General features: G+C 65.9%; 18 protein-coding genes and 1 other RNA gene. 8 read left to right on the forward strand and 11 right to left on the reverse strand.

Going from position 1 to position 19,200, the window contains the following annotated elements; translation table 11 throughout:
- Positions 1-57 precede the first annotated feature (57 nt).
- From paaZ to guaB, 9 genes are all read right to left on the reverse strand, one after another.
- Positions 58-2,109, reverse strand: a complete 2,052-nt coding sequence (gene paaZ, locus BLT73_RS08945) for a phenylacetic acid degradation bifunctional protein PaaZ (protein ID WP_090522988.1) — start codon at positions 2,107-2,109, stop codon at positions 58-60.
- 11 nt (positions 2,110-2,120) lie between these two features.
- Positions 2,121-2,864, reverse strand: coding sequence for a Phenylacetic acid catabolic protein (locus tag BLT73_RS08950; protein WP_090523137.1), 744 nt, complete (start codon positions 2,862-2,864; stop codon positions 2,121-2,123).
- A 15-nt stretch (positions 2,865-2,879) separates the two neighbouring features.
- A complete protein-coding gene (paaE, locus tag BLT73_RS08955; RefSeq protein WP_090522990.1) occupies positions 2,880-3,956 on the reverse strand; it encodes a 1,2-phenylacetyl-CoA epoxidase subunit PaaE in 1,077 nt (358 codons plus the stop codon).
- Positions 3,957-3,966: 10 nt separating this feature from the next.
- Entirely contained in the window at positions 3,967-4,473 is a 507-nt protein-coding gene (gene paaD, locus BLT73_RS08960) for a 1,2-phenylacetyl-CoA epoxidase subunit PaaD (protein WP_090522992.1), read from the reverse strand.
- A 1-nt stretch (position 4,474) separates the two neighbouring features.
- On the reverse strand, positions 4,475-5,320 hold the full coding sequence (gene paaC, locus BLT73_RS08965) for a 1,2-phenylacetyl-CoA epoxidase subunit PaaC (RefSeq protein ID WP_090522994.1): 846 nt from the start codon (positions 5,318-5,320) through the stop codon (positions 4,475-4,477).
- Complete coding sequence (paaB, locus tag BLT73_RS08970; protein WP_090522996.1) at positions 5,320-5,604, reverse strand: 1,2-phenylacetyl-CoA epoxidase subunit PaaB; 285 nt, start codon at positions 5,602-5,604, stop codon at positions 5,320-5,322. Before paaB ends, paaC begins: the two co-directional genes overlap by 1 nt.
- A gap of 37 nt (positions 5,605-5,641) precedes the next feature.
- On the reverse strand, positions 5,642-5,989 hold the full coding sequence (locus tag BLT73_RS08975) for a VOC family protein (RefSeq protein ID WP_090522998.1): 348 nt from the start codon (positions 5,987-5,989) through the stop codon (positions 5,642-5,644).
- A gap of 6 nt (positions 5,990-5,995) precedes the next feature.
- On the reverse strand, positions 5,996-6,985 hold the full coding sequence (gene paaA, locus BLT73_RS08980; protein ID WP_090523000.1) for a 1,2-phenylacetyl-CoA epoxidase subunit PaaA: 990 nt from the start codon (positions 6,983-6,985) through the stop codon (positions 5,996-5,998).
- A gap of 602 nt (positions 6,986-7,587) precedes the next feature.
- Entirely contained in the window at positions 7,588-9,036 is a 1,449-nt protein-coding gene (gene guaB, locus BLT73_RS08985; protein WP_090523002.1) for an IMP dehydrogenase, read from the reverse strand.
- Between the two features lie 430 nt (positions 9,037-9,466).
- Here guaB and BLT73_RS08990 point away from each other — a divergent pair, with 430 nt between their 5' ends.
- The 7 genes from BLT73_RS08990 to BLT73_RS09020 all read left to right on the forward strand — a co-directional run bounded on the left by BLT73_RS08990 (position 9,467) and on the right by BLT73_RS09020 (position 16,532).
- Positions 9,467-10,627: an OmpP1/FadL family transporter gene (locus BLT73_RS08990; RefSeq protein ID WP_090523004.1), complete on the forward strand. Its 1,161-nt coding sequence runs from the start codon at positions 9,467-9,469 to the stop codon at positions 10,625-10,627.
- 119 nt (positions 10,628-10,746) lie between these two features.
- Positions 10,747-11,610 carry an ATPase gene (locus BLT73_RS08995; protein ID WP_090523006.1) on the forward strand — a complete coding sequence of 288 codons (864 nt, stop codon included), beginning with the start codon at positions 10,747-10,749 and terminating at the stop codon, positions 11,608-11,610.
- 3 nt (positions 11,611-11,613) lie between these two features.
- Positions 11,614-12,543, forward strand: coding sequence for a homoserine O-succinyltransferase (locus BLT73_RS09000; RefSeq protein ID WP_090523008.1), 930 nt, complete (start codon positions 11,614-11,616; stop codon positions 12,541-12,543).
- A gap of 194 nt (positions 12,544-12,737) precedes the next feature.
- Positions 12,738-13,628: a polyphosphate kinase 2 gene (ppk2, locus tag BLT73_RS09005; RefSeq protein WP_090523010.1), complete on the forward strand. Its 891-nt coding sequence runs from the start codon at positions 12,738-12,740 to the stop codon at positions 13,626-13,628.
- Complete coding sequence (locus tag BLT73_RS09010; protein ID WP_090523012.1) at positions 13,625-14,557, forward strand: TPM domain-containing protein; 933 nt, start codon at positions 13,625-13,627, stop codon at positions 14,555-14,557. Before ppk2 ends, BLT73_RS09010 begins: the two co-directional genes overlap by 4 nt.
- Positions 14,558-14,627: 70 nt before the next feature.
- A complete protein-coding gene (locus BLT73_RS09015; protein WP_090523014.1) occupies positions 14,628-15,371 on the forward strand; it encodes an SDR family NAD(P)-dependent oxidoreductase in 744 nt (247 codons plus the stop codon).
- A gap of 105 nt (positions 15,372-15,476) precedes the next feature.
- Positions 15,477-16,532, forward strand: coding sequence for an ABC transporter substrate-binding protein (locus BLT73_RS09020; RefSeq protein WP_090523015.1), 1,056 nt, complete (start codon positions 15,477-15,479; stop codon positions 16,530-16,532).
- Positions 16,533-16,876: 344 nt separating this feature from the next.
- On the opposite strand, the gene BLT73_RS09025 is transcribed toward BLT73_RS09020, so the two are convergent.
- The gene (locus BLT73_RS09025; RefSeq protein WP_090523139.1) at positions 16,877-17,464 is read right to left on the reverse strand and encodes a nucleoside deaminase; all 588 of its coding nucleotides are present in this window, start codon (positions 17,462-17,464) and stop codon (positions 16,877-16,879) included.
- A gap of 95 nt (positions 17,465-17,559) precedes the next feature.
- Between BLT73_RS09025 and ssrA the strand changes: the two genes are divergently transcribed.
- Positions 17,560-17,916, forward strand: a transfer-messenger RNA (tmRNA) gene (gene ssrA / locus BLT73_RS09030).
- A gap of 18 nt (positions 17,917-17,934) precedes the next feature.
- On the opposite strand, the gene BLT73_RS09035 is transcribed toward ssrA, so the two are convergent.
- The gene (locus tag BLT73_RS09035) at positions 17,935-19,158 is read right to left on the reverse strand and encodes a cation:proton antiporter (protein WP_090523017.1); all 1,224 of its coding nucleotides are present in this window, start codon (positions 19,156-19,158) and stop codon (positions 17,935-17,937) included.
- Positions 19,159-19,200 lie beyond the last annotated feature (42 nt).

The raw sequence follows: 19,200 nt of genomic DNA on the forward strand, positions 1-19,200 counted from the left end.
AACGGACAGGAAAGGCCCCGCAATCGCGGGGCCTTTTTCATGGGCCACCGGCCAGACTTACGGCCAGTGCTTCGCCACCATGGTCAGCACGTCATATTGCGCCACCACCTCGTCGCTCTGGTTGGTCACGCGGCAATCCCACCGCACCTCGGCATGATCGGCCCCCTCGCGCGGGTTGATCTCCTTGCAGGTCAGCCGGACGCGCAGGCTGTCGCCGAAATAGACCGGGGTGAGGAAGCGCAGATTGTCCACCCCGTAATTCGCCAGCACCGGGCCGGGATCGGGATCGACGAACAGCCCCGCCGCGAAGGACGCGATCAGGTATCCATGCGCCACGCGGTCGTCGAAGAAAGGATTCGCCCTTGCGGCCTCCGCATCCATATGGGCGTAGAACGTATCGCCGGTGAAGCGGGCGAAATGCTCCACATCCTCCTCCGTCACCTGGCGCGCCTCGGTCACGATCTGGTCGCCGATCTCCAGCTCCTCCACGGATTTGCGGAACGGGTGCCTGTCCGCCCGCGTCCCGGCCCCCTCGGACCAGATCCCGGTGACCGCGCTCAGCAGATGCGGCGCGCCCTGCACCGCCGTGCGCTGCATGTAATGCTTGACCGCGCGCATGCCCCCCAGCTCCTCGCCGCCGCCCGCGCGCCCCGGCCCGCCATGGATCAGCGGCGCCAGCGGAGAGCCATGCCCGGTCGAGGATTTGGCCGAACGCCGGTTCCCGATCAGCACCCTTCCATGCATCGGTGCCATGCCCAGCACCATCTCCTCGGCCACCTCCCTGCTGTCGGTAAACACCGACGCCACCAGCGAGCCCTTGCCGCGATGGGTCAGCGCCACCGCCTGATCGACGCCCTCATAGGGCATGAGCGTCACCACCGGCCCGAACGCCTCGACATCATGCGCCGCACAATCCGCGCCCGGATCATTCGCCAGCAGCAGCACCGGGTTCACGAAGGCCCCCTTCTCGGCATCGCCGGAGGCGACGCGCACCTCGCCCGGATCGCCCAGCACGATCTCCGCATCCCGCGCCAGATCGCGGATCCGGTCGCGCACCTCCTCGCGCTGATCCAGACTGGCGAGCGGCCCCATCCGCGTCCCCTCCACCGCCGGATCGCCGGTCACGACCCCCGCAAGCCGGTCCTTCAGCGCCGCGATCACCGCATCGACATGCGGGCCCGGCACGATGGCCCGCCGGATCGCGGTGCATTTCTGCCCGGCCTTGCTGGTCATCTCGCGCATGACCTCGCGCACGAACAGATCGAACTCTTCCGTCCCCGGCCCCGCATCCGGCCCCAGAACCGAGGCGTTCAGACTGTCCGCCTCCATGGTAAATCGCACCGAATTCCCCGTGATCGCCGGGGCGGTCTTCAGCATCCGCCCGGTCTCGGCCGAGCCGGTGAACGTCACCACGTCCTGACAGGTCACATGATCCAGCATGTCGCCCGCCGAGCCGCTGACAAGCTGCAACGCGCCCTCCGGCAGCACCCCCATCGCGATGATCCGCCGCACCATCAGCTCGGTCAGATAGGCGGTCTGGCTGGCCGGTTTCACCAAGGCCGGCATCCCCGCGATCAGCGTCGGCGCGATCTTTTCCAGCATTCCCCAGATCGGAAAGTTGAACGCGTTGATATGCACCGCCACGCCCTGCAGGGGCGACAAGATATGCTGGCCCGAGAAGCTGGCATCCTTCGACAGGGCCTCGACCGGCCCGTCAGGGATCACGCGGGCATTGGGCAATTCGCGCCGCGCCTTGGAGGCCAGCGTCAGCAACGTCCCGATCCCGCCCTCGATATCCACCCAGCCCTCGGCGCGGGTCGCACCCGTCCAGAGATTCTCGACGTAGAAATCCTCCTTCATCTCCATCAGCTTCAGGCCGATTTCCTTCAGCATCAGCGCCCGCTGATGCAGCGTCATAGCCCGCAGCGCCGGACCGCCCCTCTCGCGCCCGTATTGCAAGGCCGCCGCGAAATCCAAGCCGGTCGCGTCGATCAGCGCCACCGTCTCGCCGGTCGCGGCATTCAGCAGCGGCTTGCCGTCCTTCGACCCGGCCTGCCACTGCCCGCAAAGATAGGATTCCAGCACGCGCGGTGCGGTCTGCATGGTCATGGCAAATCCTTTCAGCCCAGCCCCAGCGGCGACATCGCGTCCGCCACGCGTCCCGCCCAGTCCTCGCGAAGCGTCTCGTTCTCGGTATGGCGCAGCCCCAGCCGCGCCTGTTTCTCGAACCGCGCAGATCCGGCCTGCCCGAAGCTCGCCTCGACCTTCGGCAGCCAGTAGGCAACGGATTGCGCGGCCTTCTGCCGGCCCGCGTCATCCCCGACGATCTGGCGCAGCCCTTTCAGCCCCAGATCGACATGCGCCGCCTCGCGCGGAGCGATCTCGCGAAACGCATCGGCCAGCGGGGCATAGCTGACCCGGCCCATCTCGTGCAACTGCACCACCGTCGCCAGCCCCATCAGCACGTTCAGCACCACCGCATCGACATAGCCCGCGATCGGATAGTGAAACACCGACAGCCGCATGTCGTCGCCATGCCGCGCCGCGTCCAGATCGGCGTCGCGCGCCATCCGCGCCGCCCAGTCATGGCGGGTGTCATAGCGCGCCGTGTCGGCCCCGAATTCGCCCATCACCTCAAGCACGCGGCCGGCATGATCCAGCTTCTCCTGGGTGATCTTCGCCGCCGCGATCCGGTTGCGGATGCCGGGCGCGTCGTTGATCGTGTCGGCAAACCCCGCCGCCCCGGCCAGCTCGCTGTCCACGAAGCTGGCCATCAGCCGCATCAGCTCGCCCCGGTAACGCGGCGGGACATTGCCCGGAGAGGTGAGCTGGCCGCCCTGCGCCAGATAGTCCTCGATCTTCATCTCCATCGCCGCCCCCTATTCGTCATAGCTGACGACGATGCGGTCGGTCAGCGGATAGCACTGGCAGGTCAGCACATAGCCCTGCGCGACCTCGTAATCCTCTAGCGCGTGGTTGACCGCCATCTCCGCCTCGCCCTCCAGCACCTTGGCGCGGCAGGTCGAACAGACCCCGGCCTTGCAGGCGAACGGCGCGTCCATGTCCTGCGCCAGTGCTGCATCCAGAAGGGTCTCGCCCTGTTTCGGCATGCGGAAACTGCGCGTCGCCCCGTCCAGCGTCACCACCGCCTCGGTCGCCTCTCCCGCCTGCGCGGAATCGCGGCTGACCGCCTTTTTCTTCGCCCGCCCCGGCTGGGACGAGGCGAACAGCTCGAACTTGATCTGCCCGTCCTCCAGCCCCGCCTCGCGCAGGCTGTCGGCCACGGTCAGCATCAGCCCCTCCGGCCCGCAGATGAAGGCCGCATCGAGGCTCTCCGGGTCGATCCAGTTCTCGAACAGCGCCGCCATCTTCTCCGCGTCGATCCGCCCCGTGAACAGATCGATCTCCTGCCCCTCGGATTTCAGGATATGGATGACCGAGAACCGCCCGAGATACAGGTTCTTCAGATCCTCCAGCTCTTCGCGGAACATGATCGAATTGACCGAGCGGTTGGCGTAGATCAGCGTGAAGCGGCTTTTCGGCTCCCGCGCCAGCGTGGTCTTGATGATCGACAGGACCGGCGTGATGCCAGACCCCGCCGCGACACCCAGGTAATGTTTCGCCACAGCCCCGTCGAGATCGGTGTGAAACCGCCCCATCGGCGCCATCGCCTCCAGCTCCATCCCGGCCTGCAACTCCTCATTGGCCCAGGTCGAGAAGGCGCCGCCATCCACCCGCTTGATCCCCACCCGCAGCACCCCGTCGTCGCGCCCGGCGCAGATGGAATAGGACCGGCGCAATTCCTCGCCGTCAAACTCGCGCCGGAAGGTCAGGTATTGCCCCTGGGTGAAATCGAACGCCCCCGCATCCTCCGGCCTCGGTTGCAGCGTCACCACCACCGCATCGCGCGTGTCGCGGCGCAATTCGGTGACGCGGAGCGGAAGGAAACGGGCCATGGCGGATCCTCTAATGGCACTTGAAATAGTCGAAGGGTTCCAGGCAGGCATTGCACACCCAACTCGCCTTGCACGGCGTCGAACCGAACTGGCTGACCCGCCGTGTGTCGGTCGCCCCGCAGCGCGGGCAGGGCACGGCCAGATTGCCGCCAAGCGCGCCGATCCGGGCCATGACGTGACCATCCGGCGCGGTGCCCGCGATCGGCGGGGCGATGCCATACTCGCGCAGCTTCTCGCGACCCTGATCACTGATCCAGTCGGTGGTCCAGGCCGGCGACAGGCGGCGCTCCAGCCGGAGATCCTCGATCCCCTTGCCGCGCAGATGGGTCTCGATATCCAGGTTGATGACCGACGTGGCCGGGCAGCCCGAATAGGTCGGCGTCACCGTGACCACCAGCGTCTCGCCCTGCCAGCCCACATCGCGGATGATCCCCAGATCGGTCAGCGAGATCGCCGGGATCTCCGGGTCCGGCAGTTCCGCCAGCCAGTCCCATATGGTCGAGACGGCGGGCCGCACCCTACCACTCCGCACCGGGATAGGCGCGCTGCAGGAACTGCATTTCAGCGAGGATATAGCCCAGATGCTCGGTATGGGTGCCCTGCTTGCCGCCCTGATGGGCGAAATCGCTGTCGGGGATTTCCAGCGTGGCCTCCGCCATCACCGCGCCGACCGTCTCATCCCAAAGCCCGCGCAGCTCCGCAGGATCGGGCGCAATCCCCGCCTCGGCCATGTTGCGGTCGGTGCCGTCGCTTGCGAACAGCTCCAGCGCATAGCTCCACTGGTCCTCCAGCGCGGCCTGCATCCGGCCCCGGCTTTCCCCGGTCCCGTCCCCCAGCGCGATGACCTGCCCGGCCGAACGCTCCAGGTGATAGCTGACCTCTTTCAGCGCCTTCGCCGCGATCTCCGACACCCGTGCATCGCTGGACGCCACCAGCCCCCGCAACTGGTGAAAATGAAACGCATCGAACAGGAATTGCCGCATCAGCGTCGCCCCGAAATCGCCATTCGGCCGCTCGACCAGCTTCACATTGCGGAAATCCCACACGTCGCGCAGATAGGCCAGATCATCGGCGCTGCGCCCCTGCCCCTCGACCGCACCGGCCAGCTCCAGCCACATCGCCGCCTGCCCGATCAGATCCAGAGCGATGTTGGAGACCGCAATATCCTCCTCGAGCTGCGGCCCGTGACCGCACCATTCCGAATTGCGATGCCCGAGGATCAGCGCATTGTCCCCCATCCGCAGCAGGAATTCGACCAACGCGTCCTGATCGGCGTCGGGCGCAGGCGCGTGGCCGCCCGCGCCGCCATCCTGCTTCGCCAGTTCGGCGGCGTTCGGGGTCATGATGTCCGGAAGCGACGGCATCACATATGCCCGATTTCGTCGGGAATGTCGTAAAAGGTCGGGTGCCGGTAAACCTTGTCATTCGACGGCTCGAACATCGGCCCCTTCTCTGACGGGCTCGACGCCGCGATATCCCCCGATTTCACCACCCAGATCGAGACGCCCTCATTGCGCCGCGTATAGACATCGCGCGCATGTTTGATCGCCACCTCCGCATCGGGCGCATGCAGACTGCCGACATGGCGATGGTTCAACCCGTGCTGACCCCGGATAAACACCTCCCAAAGAGGCCATTCGCTGGACATCTGTTCCTCCCTTCTTGCGGCGCGTTCCCGCCGCGGCTCAATAGGCGTAGAGTTCGACCCGATAGCCATCCGGGTCCAGCACCTGCACACGCGCCGGGCCTTCAGCGCTGTATTCCGTTTCGGTCACGCCATCGGCGCGAAAACGTGCGCGCATTGTCTCGATTTCGGCGGCAGAGCCGACAAGGCTGCCGAAATGGTTCGTGCGCGGCAATTCCGGCGGCACCTCGCCACTGCTAAGCGCCAGAAGACCGCCGCTGTCATCGGCAAGGATCAGCAGATGCGCATCGTCATGGACACGCTGCGTCAGGCCGAAATATGCGCCATAAAACCGCGCCGAGGCTTCGCGATCCGATACTGTCAAAGCCACATGGTTCAGCCGCGCCATGACTTGTCACTCTGCCGCGACGGCGCTGCGGCGCGCTGCCTTCTTCTTGGCATGGGCAGTCATCGCCTCGCGATACCAGGCGCCGTCCTCCCAGGCCTTCACGCGGGCACCCAGCCGTTCCTTGTTGCACGGCCCGTTCCCCTTCAGCACCTGGTAGAACTCGTCCCAGTCCGGCTCGGTGAAATCATAGCCGCCCTTTTCCTCATTCCATTTCAGATCCGGGTCCGGGACGGTCAGCCCCAGATATTCGGCCTGCGGCACGGTCTGGTCGACGAATTTCTGGCGCAGCTCGTCATTGGTGTTCATCTTGATCTTCCACGCCATCGACTGCGCGGAATGCACGCTGTCCTTGTCGGACGGCCCGAACATCATCAGCGAGGGATACCACAGCCGGTTCAGCGCATCCTGCGCCATCTTCTTCTGCGCGGGCGTGCCATTGGCCATCTTCATCATGATCGCATAGCCCTGCCGCTGGTGGAAACTCTCCTCCTTGCAGATGCGGATCATCGCGCGGCTGTAAGGCCCGTAGGAGGTCCGCTGCAACGGCACCTGGTTCATGATCGCCGCCCCGTCGACCAGCCAGCCCACCGCGCCCATATCGGCCCAGGTCAGTGTCGGATAGTTGAAGATCGAGGAGTATTTCATATCCCCCGAATGCAGCCGCTCCAGCAGTTCGTCGCGGCTTACCCCCAGCGTCTCGGCGGCGCAATACAGATACAGCCCGTGCCCGGCCTCGTCCTGAACCTTGGCCAGCAGGATCTGCTTGCGCTCCAGCGTCGGCGCGCGGGTGATCCAGTTGCCCTCGGGCAGTTGGCCGACGATCTCGGAATGGGCGTGCTGGCCGATCTGGCGGATCAGCGTCTTGCGATAGCCCTCGGGCATCCATTCCTTCGGCTCGATCTTCTCGTTGCGGTCGATGCGCTCCTGAAAGGCGATCTCCTCGGGCGACATCTCCTCTCGCGACGTGCCTTCGGACTTGACGAGCTGGGCATACATGGCAGTTCCTCCTCAGACGCGGTGTTCGGTGGCGGCGGCAACCGGCCGCGCGGAGACGTTGCCGTCTCCGGCGCCCCCTGTCCGGCCGGTCGCGGCCCGGCCGGTTCCACTTGTCCCAACATGGGGGGAATCGCCGCAAACGCCAACACCCGACCCGAACTGACGCGGCAGGGTCCGGCGCGGCACGGCCCCGTCCGGCGCGGCAATTCCGAAAGCTCCGGCCATGCGCGTTCCCCCTTCGCCCGGCCCGGCTCCAATTCCCTGACCGACCGTTCGGTTATTTATAAGGACATTCCTGCTCCGGGCAAGACAAAACTTCCCCGAGGCAGCGCGCCGGACCCGGCGCAAAACCCGGACACAAGGCGCGCAATCGCCCGGCCGGGTCGCAGATGGACGCCCGGCCCCGACCTCTGGTTCACCGCGCCATCCGCCAGAAATGACGGTTTCACCGCGCAACAGCGCGCAACCGGTGTACAGCCTGTGTACGCCCAGTGCACAGGCGGTGCACGCGCCGTGCCATAAGTTTTCCAGCAATTGCTGGGGTTCCGGCAGGCGCACCCCGTCGCGGGAGGACGGGCAACGCGCGGTGCCGTTAACCGCGATCAGCCGAGACGGTAATTCGGGCTCTCGCGGGTGATCTGGACATCATGGACATGGCTCTCCTTCAGCCCGGCCCCGGTGATGCGCACGAAGTTGCAGCCGCCGCGCATCTGATCGACCGTCGCATTGCCGGTATAGCCCATCGCGGCGCGCAGACCGCCCACCATCTGATGGACCACCGCGCTGACCGGCCCCTTATAGGGCACCTGCCCCTCGATCCCTTCCGGCACCAGCTTGTCGGTCGCCGCATCCTTCTGGAAATAGCGATCCGCCGATCCCCGCGCCATCGCGCCCAGGCTGCCCATCCCGCGATAGGATTTGAAGCTGCGGCCCTGGTACAGGATGACCTCTCCGGGGCTTTCATCGGTCCCGGCAATGGCGCTGCCGACCATGGCGCAGCTCGCGCCCGCCGCGATGGCCTTGGCGAAATCGCCGGAAAACTTGATCCCGCCATCGGCAATCACCGGCACATCCCCGGCCTCGCCGGCGACATCCATGATCGCGGTCAGTTGCGGCACGCCCACGCCCGCGACCACCCGCGTCGTGCAGATCGAGCCCGGCCCGATCCCCACCTTCACCGCGTCGGCCCCGGCGTCGATCAGCGCCCGCGCCGCCGCGCCGGTGGCGATGTTGCCCGCGACGATCTGCACGTCATTCGACAGCGCCCGCAGCTTCTCGACCGCGCGCGCCACGCCCTCGGAATGGCCATGCGCGGTGTCGATGACCACCATATCGACCCCGGCATCGACCAGGGCCGCGCTGCGCGCAAACCCCTCATCGCCCACGGTCGAGGCTGCGCCCACGCGCAGACGGCCCAGATCATCCTTGCAGGCCAGCGGATTCAGCACCGCCTTTTCGGTGTCCTTCAGCGTCAGCAGCCCGGTCAGATGGCCCCGGTCATCGGTGACCAGCAGCTTCTCGATCCGGCGCTCCTTCATCATCGCGATGGCCTGGCCGCGGTCGGCCGGCTCGCGCAGGATGGCCAGGTTCTCCGCCGTCATCATCGCGCGGACGGGGGTGTTGTCCTCGCTGGCGAAGCGCATATCGCGATTGGTCACGATGCCAAGCACGCGCCCGGCTTCGTCGATCACCGGGAACCCGGTGACGTTGTAGCGGTCCTGAAGCGCCTTGGCATCGGCCAGGGTCTGGTCGGGGCGCAGCGTGATCGGCTTGTAGACGATGCCGGATTCAAAGCGTTTCACCCGCCGGATCTCGTCGGCCTGCTGCTCCAGCGTCAGGTTGCGATGCACGATCCCCATCCCGCCCGACTGGGCCATCGCGATCGCCATGCGGCTTTCCGTCACCGTGTCCATGGCCGAGCTGAGCAGCGGGATGTTCATGCGGATCGACCGCGTGACGCGGGTCGAGACATCGGCGGTGGAGGGCATCACGCTGGATGCCGCCGGAACCAGAAGAACATCATCAAAGGTGAGCGCCTCACGAATCTGCATCGCAGCCATCCTTTCGGGGGTTCGTTTGGCAGTTCCCCTTTTCACCTCGCACCGGTTTTGTCCACCCCCTTGAAATGTCGCGGCAACCCCGGCGTGATCCTTCGCCCCGTCCCGGCATCACGGCCCCGCGCCAGAGGTCAAGAGCGAATCGCTCGCCCCGCCCCCCGGCGCGGCGTCCTCCGCCCCGCCTCACCGCCCGCCCTTCCGGTGCGTCACCCGATAATATCCTGCTTTACCTAACGTAACATTTTGCCCCGGATCACCCCAACCGTTGCCATCGCGACACGATGGTTAACAACACGAACAGGTGAACGTCACGTCATATAATCGTAAGAATTGACGGGTTTCCGGCGCAGGCTACTGTGGATTGCAGATGCCTGAGGGCCAGAAGTTTCGCGGCTGCACATGCCGCCTAGGGAGGAAATAAGGAATGAAAAAGACTATTGCCGGTGCAACCGCGCTACTCATCAGCGCCGCGCCCGTTTTCGCAGGCGGGATCGAGCGCTCCACGCAGTCGATCGGCATCCTGTTCGAGGAGGGCAACTATCTCGAATTCAACGCCCAGTTGACCAAGCCGGAAGTGGATGGCAACGACCTGGCCATCTTCGGCGGCTCGCCCACCGGCAGCGTCGCGGAAGACTTCAACGTCGTCGGCTTCGGCTACAAGCACCAGTTCACCGACAAGCTGTCGGGCGCGGTGATCGTCGAGCATCCCTACGGCGCGGATGTCGACTATCCGACCGCGGCGCAGGGCGGCTCGGTGATGCTGGGCGGCACCAAGGCGAATGTCGAAAGCGCCCATATCTCGGCCATCGGCCGCTACAAGTTCAACGATGCCTTCGCGGTTCACGGCGGTTTGCGCATGACCAAGGCCTCGGGCGATGTGAGCCTGTCGGGCCTAGCTTACGGCCCGGTCTCCGGCTACCGCGCGCGGCTGGACAATGACAGCGCCACCGGCTGGCTGGCCGGCGTCTCCTGGGAGCGGCCGGAGATCGCGGCCCGCGTGGCCCTGACCTATTATTCCGAGATCGAGCATGATTTCGGCACCACCGAAACCGGCCCGCTGGTCGATCCCGACGGGCCCGGTCCGCTGCCCTCGCTGCCGCTGCTGAATGCCAGCTCGACCACCAAGGTCAAGACGCCCTCGGCCCTGGTGCTGGATTTCCAGACCGGCGTTGCCGCCGACACGCTGGTCTTCGGTCAGATCCGCCATGTGAAATGGTCCGACTTCACCGTCGATCCGCAGCAATTCGTGCAGGTCACCGGCGGTGGTCTGGTCTCGCTGGAAGACACCACCACCTACACGCTGGGCGTCGGCCGCCGCTTCACCGAGAACTGGTCCGGCTCCGCCTCGATCAGCTATGAGCCCGAGGGCGACGACCTGGTCTCGCCTCTCGCGCCCAGCAATGGCCGTCTGGGCCTGACGCTGGCCGGCGTCTACACCCAGGACAACTGGAAGATCACCGGCGGCATCAACTACACCAAGCTGGGTGATGCGCAGCCCGAGACCGGCACCCCCGACACCGCCCGCGCCGAAATGACCGACAACCACGCGGTCAGCCTGGGTCTGCGCGTGGGCTACCGGTTCTGATCCGACCCCGCATCGGCAATCCCGCAAAAGCCCCGCTCCTCGCGGGGCTTTTCTCTTGCGCGTCCGGTGCCTAGATTGCCCGGCGACGGCGGCACGCCATTATCGGGGTCGGGACGGGCATGATCTATCGGACGGGGCAGGACTGGCTGCACACCACGCGCAAGCGGGCGCTGCTGTTCGGCATGTCCGGGCTGGGCAAGACCTACCTGTCGAACATGCTGCGCGCATCGGGCGACTGGTTCCACTACAGCATCGATTACCGCATCGGCACCCGCTACATGGGCGAATACATCGCCGACAACTTCAAGCGCGAGGCGATGAAGCTGCCGCTGCTGCGTGAATTGCTGATGTCGGACAGCGTCTATATCGCCTCGAACATCACCTTCGACAATCTCGCGCCGCTTTCGACCTATCTCGGCAAGCCCGGCAGCCCGACCCGCGGCGGGCTGGAATTCGACGAATATATGCGCCGCCAGAACCAGCACCGCGCGGCCGAGATCGCGGCCCTGCTGGACACGGGCGACTTCATCGACCGCGCGGCCGAGATCTACCGTCTGCCGAATTTCATCTGCGACACCTCCGGTTCGATCTGCGAGGTTGTGGACCCCGACGATCCCGGCGATCCCGTCCTCTCGGCGCTCGAATCCCGGCTGTTGATGGTCTGGATCAAGGGCAGCGACGCCCATACAGAGGAACTCGTGCGCCGTTTCGACCGCGCGCCCAAGCCGATGTATTACCTGCCCGAATTCCTGGATCGCGCCTGGGTCAATTACCGGATGGAAAAGGGGCTGCGCGAGGACGAGGTGGACCCCGATGATTTCATCCGCTGGGCCTATGCCAGCGCGCTTGAGAGCCGTCAGCCCCGCTATTCCGCCATGGCGCGGCGCGGCGTCACCGTCACCGCCGAGGAGGTAACCGGGGTGCGCAGCCCCGCCGATTTCGAGATGCTGATCGCCCGCGCGATCGACCGCAAGGACCACTGAGACATGCCGATCACCCTGCCCAATGACCTGCCCGCCTTCGACATCCTGTCGGATGAGGGCGTGATGGTCATGTCGCCGGGCCGGGCGGCGATGCAGGATATCCGGCCCCTGCGCATCGGGCTGCTGAACCTGATGCCCAAGAAGATCCAGACCGAGAACCAGTTTGCCCGGCTGATCGGGGCGACACCGTTGCAGATCGACTTTCAACTGATCCGCATGTCGGAGCATGAAAGCCGCAACACCGCCGCCGATCACATGGCCAGCTTCTACCGCCCCTTCCGCGAGGTGGAGGCGACGGGAGAGAAATTCGACGGTCTCATCATCACCGGCGCCCCGATCGAGCATCTGCCCTTCGAGCAGGTCACCTACTGGGACGAGCTGCGCCGCGTCTTCGACTGGACGCAGAGCCATGTCCATTCGACCTTCGGCGTGTGCTGGGGCGGGATGGCCATGGCCCATCATTTCCACGGCCTGCCCAAGCATCTGCTGGACGCCAAGGCCTTCGGCTGTTTCCGGCATGAAAACCGCGCCCCCGCCTCGCCCTATCTGCGCGGCTTCTCTGACGACCTGCTGATCCCGGTCAGCCGCTGGACCGAGGTGCGCGCGCCGGATGTGGACAGCCGCCCGGCGCTGAAGACGCTGCTCGCCTCCGACGAGGTCGGGCCGTGTCTGCTGGAGGATGAGAGCCACCGCGCGCTCTACGTGTTCAACCATTTCGAATATGATTCCGACACGCTGAAGGACGAATATGACCGCGACGTGGCGGTCGGGAAGGCCATCGGCGTGCCGGTGAACTACTATCCCGATGACGATCCGTCCCGCGCCCCGTCGAACCGCTGGCGCAGCCACGCCCATCTGCTCTACGGCAACTGGATCAACGAGATCTACCAGACGACGGAATACGACATCTCCCGGATCGGGCGCATCGGCTGAGCCGGGCCAGCCTCCGGCCGCGGGCTGACGCGACCGGCAGGACCGCAAGCCATTTGATCGCGCATTCCCGCCGAAAGACCGTCAGGCGCGGCGGGGTTTGCGCCGCTTGGTCCGGGCCGGAATCGTCGCGGCACGCTGCCCTTTTCACCGCAACGCCCGCGCCCCATACTGCCCCCGACAGACGGAGACCCAGAATGGCCAAGACCAAATCCCCCCACCCGCTGCCCTATGTCGGCGAGATCACCAAATATCTGGAGGAAGGCGCCCCGAAGGCGATCCGCAAGGCCATCGAGACGGCAGGCAAGGACGACATGCTCGACCCCGGCTATCCCTATCGCGTGGAGATGGGCAAGCGCGACTACCAGGACCACATGGAGGCGCTGCAGATCGAACTGGTCAAGATGATGCATGACATCGCGCTGACCGGCAAACGGCTGGTGGTGGTGTTCGAGGGCCGCGACGCCGCCGGCAAGGGGGGCACGATCGAACGGGTGCGCGAGAACCTGAACCCGCGGTCAGCCTATATCGTGGCCCTGCCCAAACCCACCGACCGCGAATCCCGGCAATGGTATTTCCAGCGTTACGTGGACTGGCTGCCCGCGAACGGCGAAATCGCGCTGTTCGACCGAAGCTGGTATAATCGCGGCGTGGTCGAGCGGGTCTTCGGCTTCTCCACAGACAAGCAGCGCGGCCATTTCTTCGACCAGCTTCCGAATTTCGAGGAAATGCTGGTCGATGACGGCACGATCCTGGTCAAGCTCTGGCTGAATGTCGGCCGGGCCGAGCAGCTCAAGCGGTTCCTCGACCGTGAGAAGGATCCGCTGAAACAGTGGAAGCTGTCCTCCATCGACGTGGACGGTCTGGCGAAATGGGACGACTATACCGACGCGATCCGCGACACGCTGACACGCTCGGACACGAAGCTCGCACCCTGGACGGTGATCCGCTCCGACGACAAGAAGCGCGCCCGCATCGCCGCCATCCAGACCATTCTGAACGCGGTGGATTATGCCGGGAAGGACGCGGACGCCATCGGCAGGATCGACGACCGCATCGCCGGCGGCCCGGAGATGATCGAGCGGTGATCCGCGCCATTGTCATATGGCTGCTGCTGGCGCTGCCCTGTGCCGCGCAGAACCTTCCCGACTGGGATGTGAATTCGATCACCGACCGGGCGGGGATCCTGAGCGGCGAGGATGCCCGGATCATCGATCAGGCGCTGATCGCGCTGAACGAACAGACCGGCGTGGAAGGCACCGTCGTCACCCTGACCGACCGCGGCCGCTATGGCGGCACCGACGGGCTGGAGCCGTTTGCAACGCGGCTGTTCAACGACTGGGGCGTCGGCAATGCCGAGCGCAATGACGGCTTCATGGTCCTGTTCCTGCGCGACGACCGCGAGGCGCGGATCGAACTCGGCGCGGGCTACCCGGCGGGCTATGACGATACCGCGCAGCGGATCATGGACGGCACCATGCTGCCCGCCTTCCGCGACGGGGATTATTCCGCCGGGCTGCGCGAAGGCGCGCTGGCGGTGATCGACCAGATCGCGCGTCCCCATGCCCAAGGCACCACCCCGCCGCGCCCGCGCCTCAACTGGTTTCAGCGCAACACCGACAAGGTGGTCGAAGGCTTCCTGGGCCTCGTCGGCCTGCTTGGCGCGTTCTTCTATGGCCGAAGCTGGTGGAACGTGAATCGCTGCCCGACATGCGGCGCGCGCGGCATCATCACCGAACAATCGCCCCTGCGCGTCGATCTGGGCGACGGAAGCTGGAAGCTGGAGCGCGACCGGATCGAGAAAAATTGCCCCGAATGCGGCTGGTCCGAGATCACCAGCGAGCCGCGTGTGCAAAGCGTCGTGATCGGCAGCAGCGGCGAGATCCTCAGCCGCAGCCGGAACCGCGACCACCGCTCCCACCCCAGCAGGTGGAGCGGCGGTGGTGGCGGTGGCGGGCGCGGCGGCGGGTTCGGCGGCGGCTCCTCCTCGGGGGGCGGCGCCTCGGGGCGGTGGTAGGGACCGCACGGCTTGCGCCCGCCCGCACCCCGCGGATAATTGCGGCGCATCAGCCAGCGGGAGGACCGGCATGCAACTCGACCAGACACGCGCCATCGTCACCGGGGGCGCATCGGGGCTCGGCGCCGCCACGGCGCGTTTCCTGCGCGCGCGCGGTAGCCGCGTCTGCATCCTCGACCGCGATCCGGCAGGCGCGGATTCCGCCCGCGAGATCGGTGCGGAATTCGTCGAAACCGACGTGACCGACGAAGCCAGCGTCACCCGCGCCATCGACGCCGCCTCTGCCGCCATGGACGGGCTGAGCGCCTGCGTGAATTGCGCGGGCATCGCCACAGGTGAAAAGACAATCGGCCGGGACGGGCCGCACCGGCTGGACACGTTCCGCCGCACCATCGAGATCAACCTGATCGGCAGCTTCAACGTGCTCCGCCTCGCCGCCGCCGAAATGGCCCGCAATCCGGGCGAGGAGAAGGGGGTGATCGTCAACACCGCCTCCATCGCCGCCTATGACGGACAGGCCGGTCAGGCGGCCTATGCCGCGTCCAAGGCCGCGATCGCCGGGATGACCCTGCCCGTCGCCCGCGATCTGGCCCGCAACGGCATCCGAGTGGTGGCCATCGCACCGGGCATCTTCGCCACGCCCATGCTGCGCGCCCTGCCGCAGGAGGTGCAGGACAGCCTGGCCGCCGATGTGCCCTTCCCCCGCCGCCTCGGCGATCCGGCGGAATTCGCCCGCATGGCCGGCACCATCATCGAGAGCGAATATCTCAATGGCGAGGTGATCCGCCTCGACGGGGCGCTGCGCATGCGCTGATCCGGTCGCGTGGCGGTGATGGCAAGCACATCGCTTGCGGCTTGCGCGGGGCAATGGCGCTCGCTAGCGTCGGGGGATCATTCTCCAACGGAAGGCCGTCCGCTTATGTCCCTGATGCGCTCCACCGCGATGATCGCGGCCCTCGCCACCCCCGCCCTCACCCTGCCTGCACATGCCGCCGATCCCGAACTGACCGTCTTCGACTGGGCGGGATTCGAGGAGCCGGTGATCTTCCAGCCCTATATCGACCAGCATGGCGACAGCCCGACCTTCGCGTTCTACGGCGATGATGACGAGGCATTCCAGAAGATCGCCTCGGGCTTTCAGGCCGATGTCGTCCATCCCTGCAGCCAGATGGTGTCGAAATACCGCGATGCCGGGCTGATCGAGCCCTGGGACACCGCGCGGATCGACAGTTTCGACGATCTCGACCCGGTGCTGATGGACAGCGAGACGATCCGGGACGATGAAGGCGTCTGGTTCATCCCCACCGATTGGGGCGCCACCGCCATCGCATATAACACCGAGGAGGTGCCGGAGGAGGACGTGGCCAGCCTCGACGTGTTCACCAACCCCGATTACGCCGGCCGCACCTCGCTGCCCGACAGCGCCGATGATGTCTGGGCGCTCGCCTATCTGGCGACCGGCGTGACCGACTGGACCGATGTCTCGGACGAACAGTTCCAGGCCGCCGCCGACTGGCTGCGCGAGGCGCATCAGAATGTTGCGGCCTACTGGTCCGACCCGTCCGAACAGGCCCAGCTCATGGCCTCGGGCCAGGTCGATGTGGCCTGGTCCTGGAATGACGGCGTGGTCTATCTGCAAGAGGATGACTACCCGGTCGGCTTCCAGCGCGAGGCCGAGGAAGGCTCCTCCAGCTTCATCTGCGGTTTCGTCAACATGAAGGACGGGCTGGGCAGCGAAGACAAGGTCTATGACTTCATCAACGCCTGGCTCGCCCCGGAATCCGCCAAGGGCTTGCTCGATACGATCGGTTACGGCCATTCCAACCTCAAGGGGATGGAGCTGATCCAGGACGAACCCGCCGTGCAGGACGGTCTGGGCCCGATCGACGCCCCCCTGCTGGCCCAGGTCCCCAACGATCCCCAGCAGCGCGAGCGCCAGCTGGCCGAGTTCGAAAAGATCAAGGCCGGGTTCTGATCCCCGCGCGATCCGATTCTGAACCGGAGGGGCCGCGCATGACGCGGCCCTTCTAACTTGTCGGGCGGCTTAGCTGGATCGGCGTTGCCGGAACATATGGGACAGGCATGACGCAATGCGGAGGGCTGGTGCTCGGAACGGAGCGTCTGCCGGGTTAGATGCAGAACCGGCGCGACTTTGGGCGGGGGACGCGTGCCTGCCGATGGCGCGACAGGCAGGCTAGCGGTTATCTTTCGATATCATCGCGCGGTGGCCCGTAAGCCCCGGCCAAGAACACACCCACCTGCCATGCCGATCCGGCACCACAGCCGAGCCGGGAAAGCACGCGCGCGCTTCGCCGGCGCTCAGTTCAGAGGAATCGCGTTCCCGTCCTTTCCCTGCTGATACGCCGCCGACAGGCGGTCATACTCCGCCCGGATCACATCGGCCCGATCCCGCAGGACCGCCTGCGCATCCGCATCGGCACCCGCAATCACCTCGGCCACCGAGCGCGCCCTCCAATAAGCGTTCTCGCGCCGATAGCCGCCGGGATCGAGCGTGAAGACCTCCTTGAGGATCATCAGGTCATGCGGGATGGCGAAGCTGTCGCGGCTGTCCTCATGGGTGAAGAAATCGAAGAAATTGCCGAACCCCGCCCAGGTGATGGCCGACAGGCACATCGGGCAGGGCTCATGCGTGGTCAGGAAGATCAGATCTTCGGGCGGAGGCATGTCACGGCGCTCGTGATAGCGTTTGAGCAGATGCACCTCGCCATGCCAGAGCGGGTTCTCGGTCTCGTTATTCGTCTCGGCCAGCACCACCGCCCCGTCGGATTTGCGCAAGAGCGCCGCGCCGAAGATCTTGTTGCCCGCCGCCACGCCCTTGCGGGTCAGCGGCAGGATGTGATCCTCGATCGCCGCCATCAGTGCTGCGGCCAGTTGCGTGTCGTCCATCCCGATCCCGTCCGCCATCATCGCCCCGCGCGGTTGCTGCTTGCCGTCTGCACACCCTGTGTACGCGCGGTGTACACCCGGTGTACAGGCTGTGCGCCCTTGCAGCCTGCCCCCGCGCCCCCTATATTCGTTCCGTCCGGGTTCGCCCGGACTATGGACATAAACGCGCTCGTAATAAGCGGATCGGACCCGGGGGCGGTACCCGGCGGCTCCACCATCATTCGCCTTCGTTGGGGGGATATGGGGCCGAAACAGGATCGACGAACGTCTAAAAGGGTTTGCTTTGTCCCGGTGAGCGACCACCGTTATCGGTGCAAATTGTACAGTTGCCAACGACAACCGTGCTCCGGTGGCTCTGGCTGCGTAAGCAGCTCGGGTAACCGAAACCTAACTCCTTGCGCCTAGCAGCGTAAGGCGGGGCCCGCAGGAGCCTTGCAACAGAATCCTGCACTTTCAACCCCTTGCCTGCGCTACTTGATCTCATGATCGCGGTCCGCCATCTGGATGATCCCTGGCGCCCAGATCCCGTGCAGCACCACCGAGATCAGCACGATCAGCCCGCTCACCGCCCAGAGTTCGCGGCCCAGCTCGATCTCGAACGGCGCGTTGTTGAGCGCGTAGGACAGGTAGTAGAACGTCCCGATCCCGCGGATCCCCAGCACCGAGATCGCGACACGCTGCCGATGCGGCAGATCGCTGCCGATCAGCCCGATCCAGCCGGCCAGCGGGCGGATCACGGTGATCACCAGCACGGCCAGGATCACCAGCTCCGGGCTCAGATGCGCCAGCAATCCCTGCGCCACCGCCACCCCCAGCATCAGCAGCAGCAGGGCCAGGAAGATCATCTCGATCTCCTCGCCGAAATCATGCAGGGTGACGTGGTAGTCATGCTCGCGTTCGAAATCGCGAAAGGTCAGCGCGGCGACGAAGACCGCCAGAAACCCGTAGCCCTGCGCCAGTTCGCACAGCCCGTAGGCGCTCAGCGTCAGCGACAGCGCGACGAAGCCCTGCGCGCCCCGGCCCGGATCGACCAGCAGGAACACCAGCCGCGCCATGACCGCGCCGACCAGCAAGCCCATCCCCACCCCGCAGGCAATCTTCCACAGCACCGACACGCTGAGCCATTCCAGCAGCATCGCCTGGCTGAACCCGTCCTGGGCCAAGAAGATCGCGAAATAGACGAAGGGAAAGGCCAGCCCGTCATTCAGCCCGGCCTCGCTGGTGAGCGCAAAGCGGGTCTCGGGTTCATTTCCCTCACGCGGCTTGCCGACCTGGACGCTGGCGGCCAGCACCGGATCGGTGGGTGCGATCGCCGCACCCAGCAGCAGCGCCGCCGCCAGAGGAAGCCCGGCCAGCCACAGCCCCCCGAGCGCCACCATCGCGATCGACAGCGGCATGGTCAGGGCCAGCAGGCGCCAGGTCGTGCCCCATTCGCGCCAGCCGATGCGGCGGTCGATCTTCAGCCCGGCCCCGGTCAGCGACATGATGACGGCGAACTCGGTCAGCTTCTCGATGAACACCCCCATCGAGATCACGTCGAGCTGCGGAAATTTCGGCAGGAACACCGGCAGGACCAGCCCCGCCGCCACCAGCACCATCGGCAGCGACAGGGGCAGTTTGCGCAGGAAATGCGGCAGGATGGCCGCGGCCAGTGTCAGCCCGCCCAGCAATGTCAGGAACAACTCGTAATTCATGCATCCTCCGCGCTCCGGTCGCAGCGGCTCTGCGCCGGATGC

Source organism: Paracoccus isoporae (genome assembly GCF_900101865.1).
Classification (GTDB): Bacteria; Pseudomonadota; Alphaproteobacteria; order Rhodobacterales; family Rhodobacteraceae; genus Paracoccus; species Paracoccus isoporae.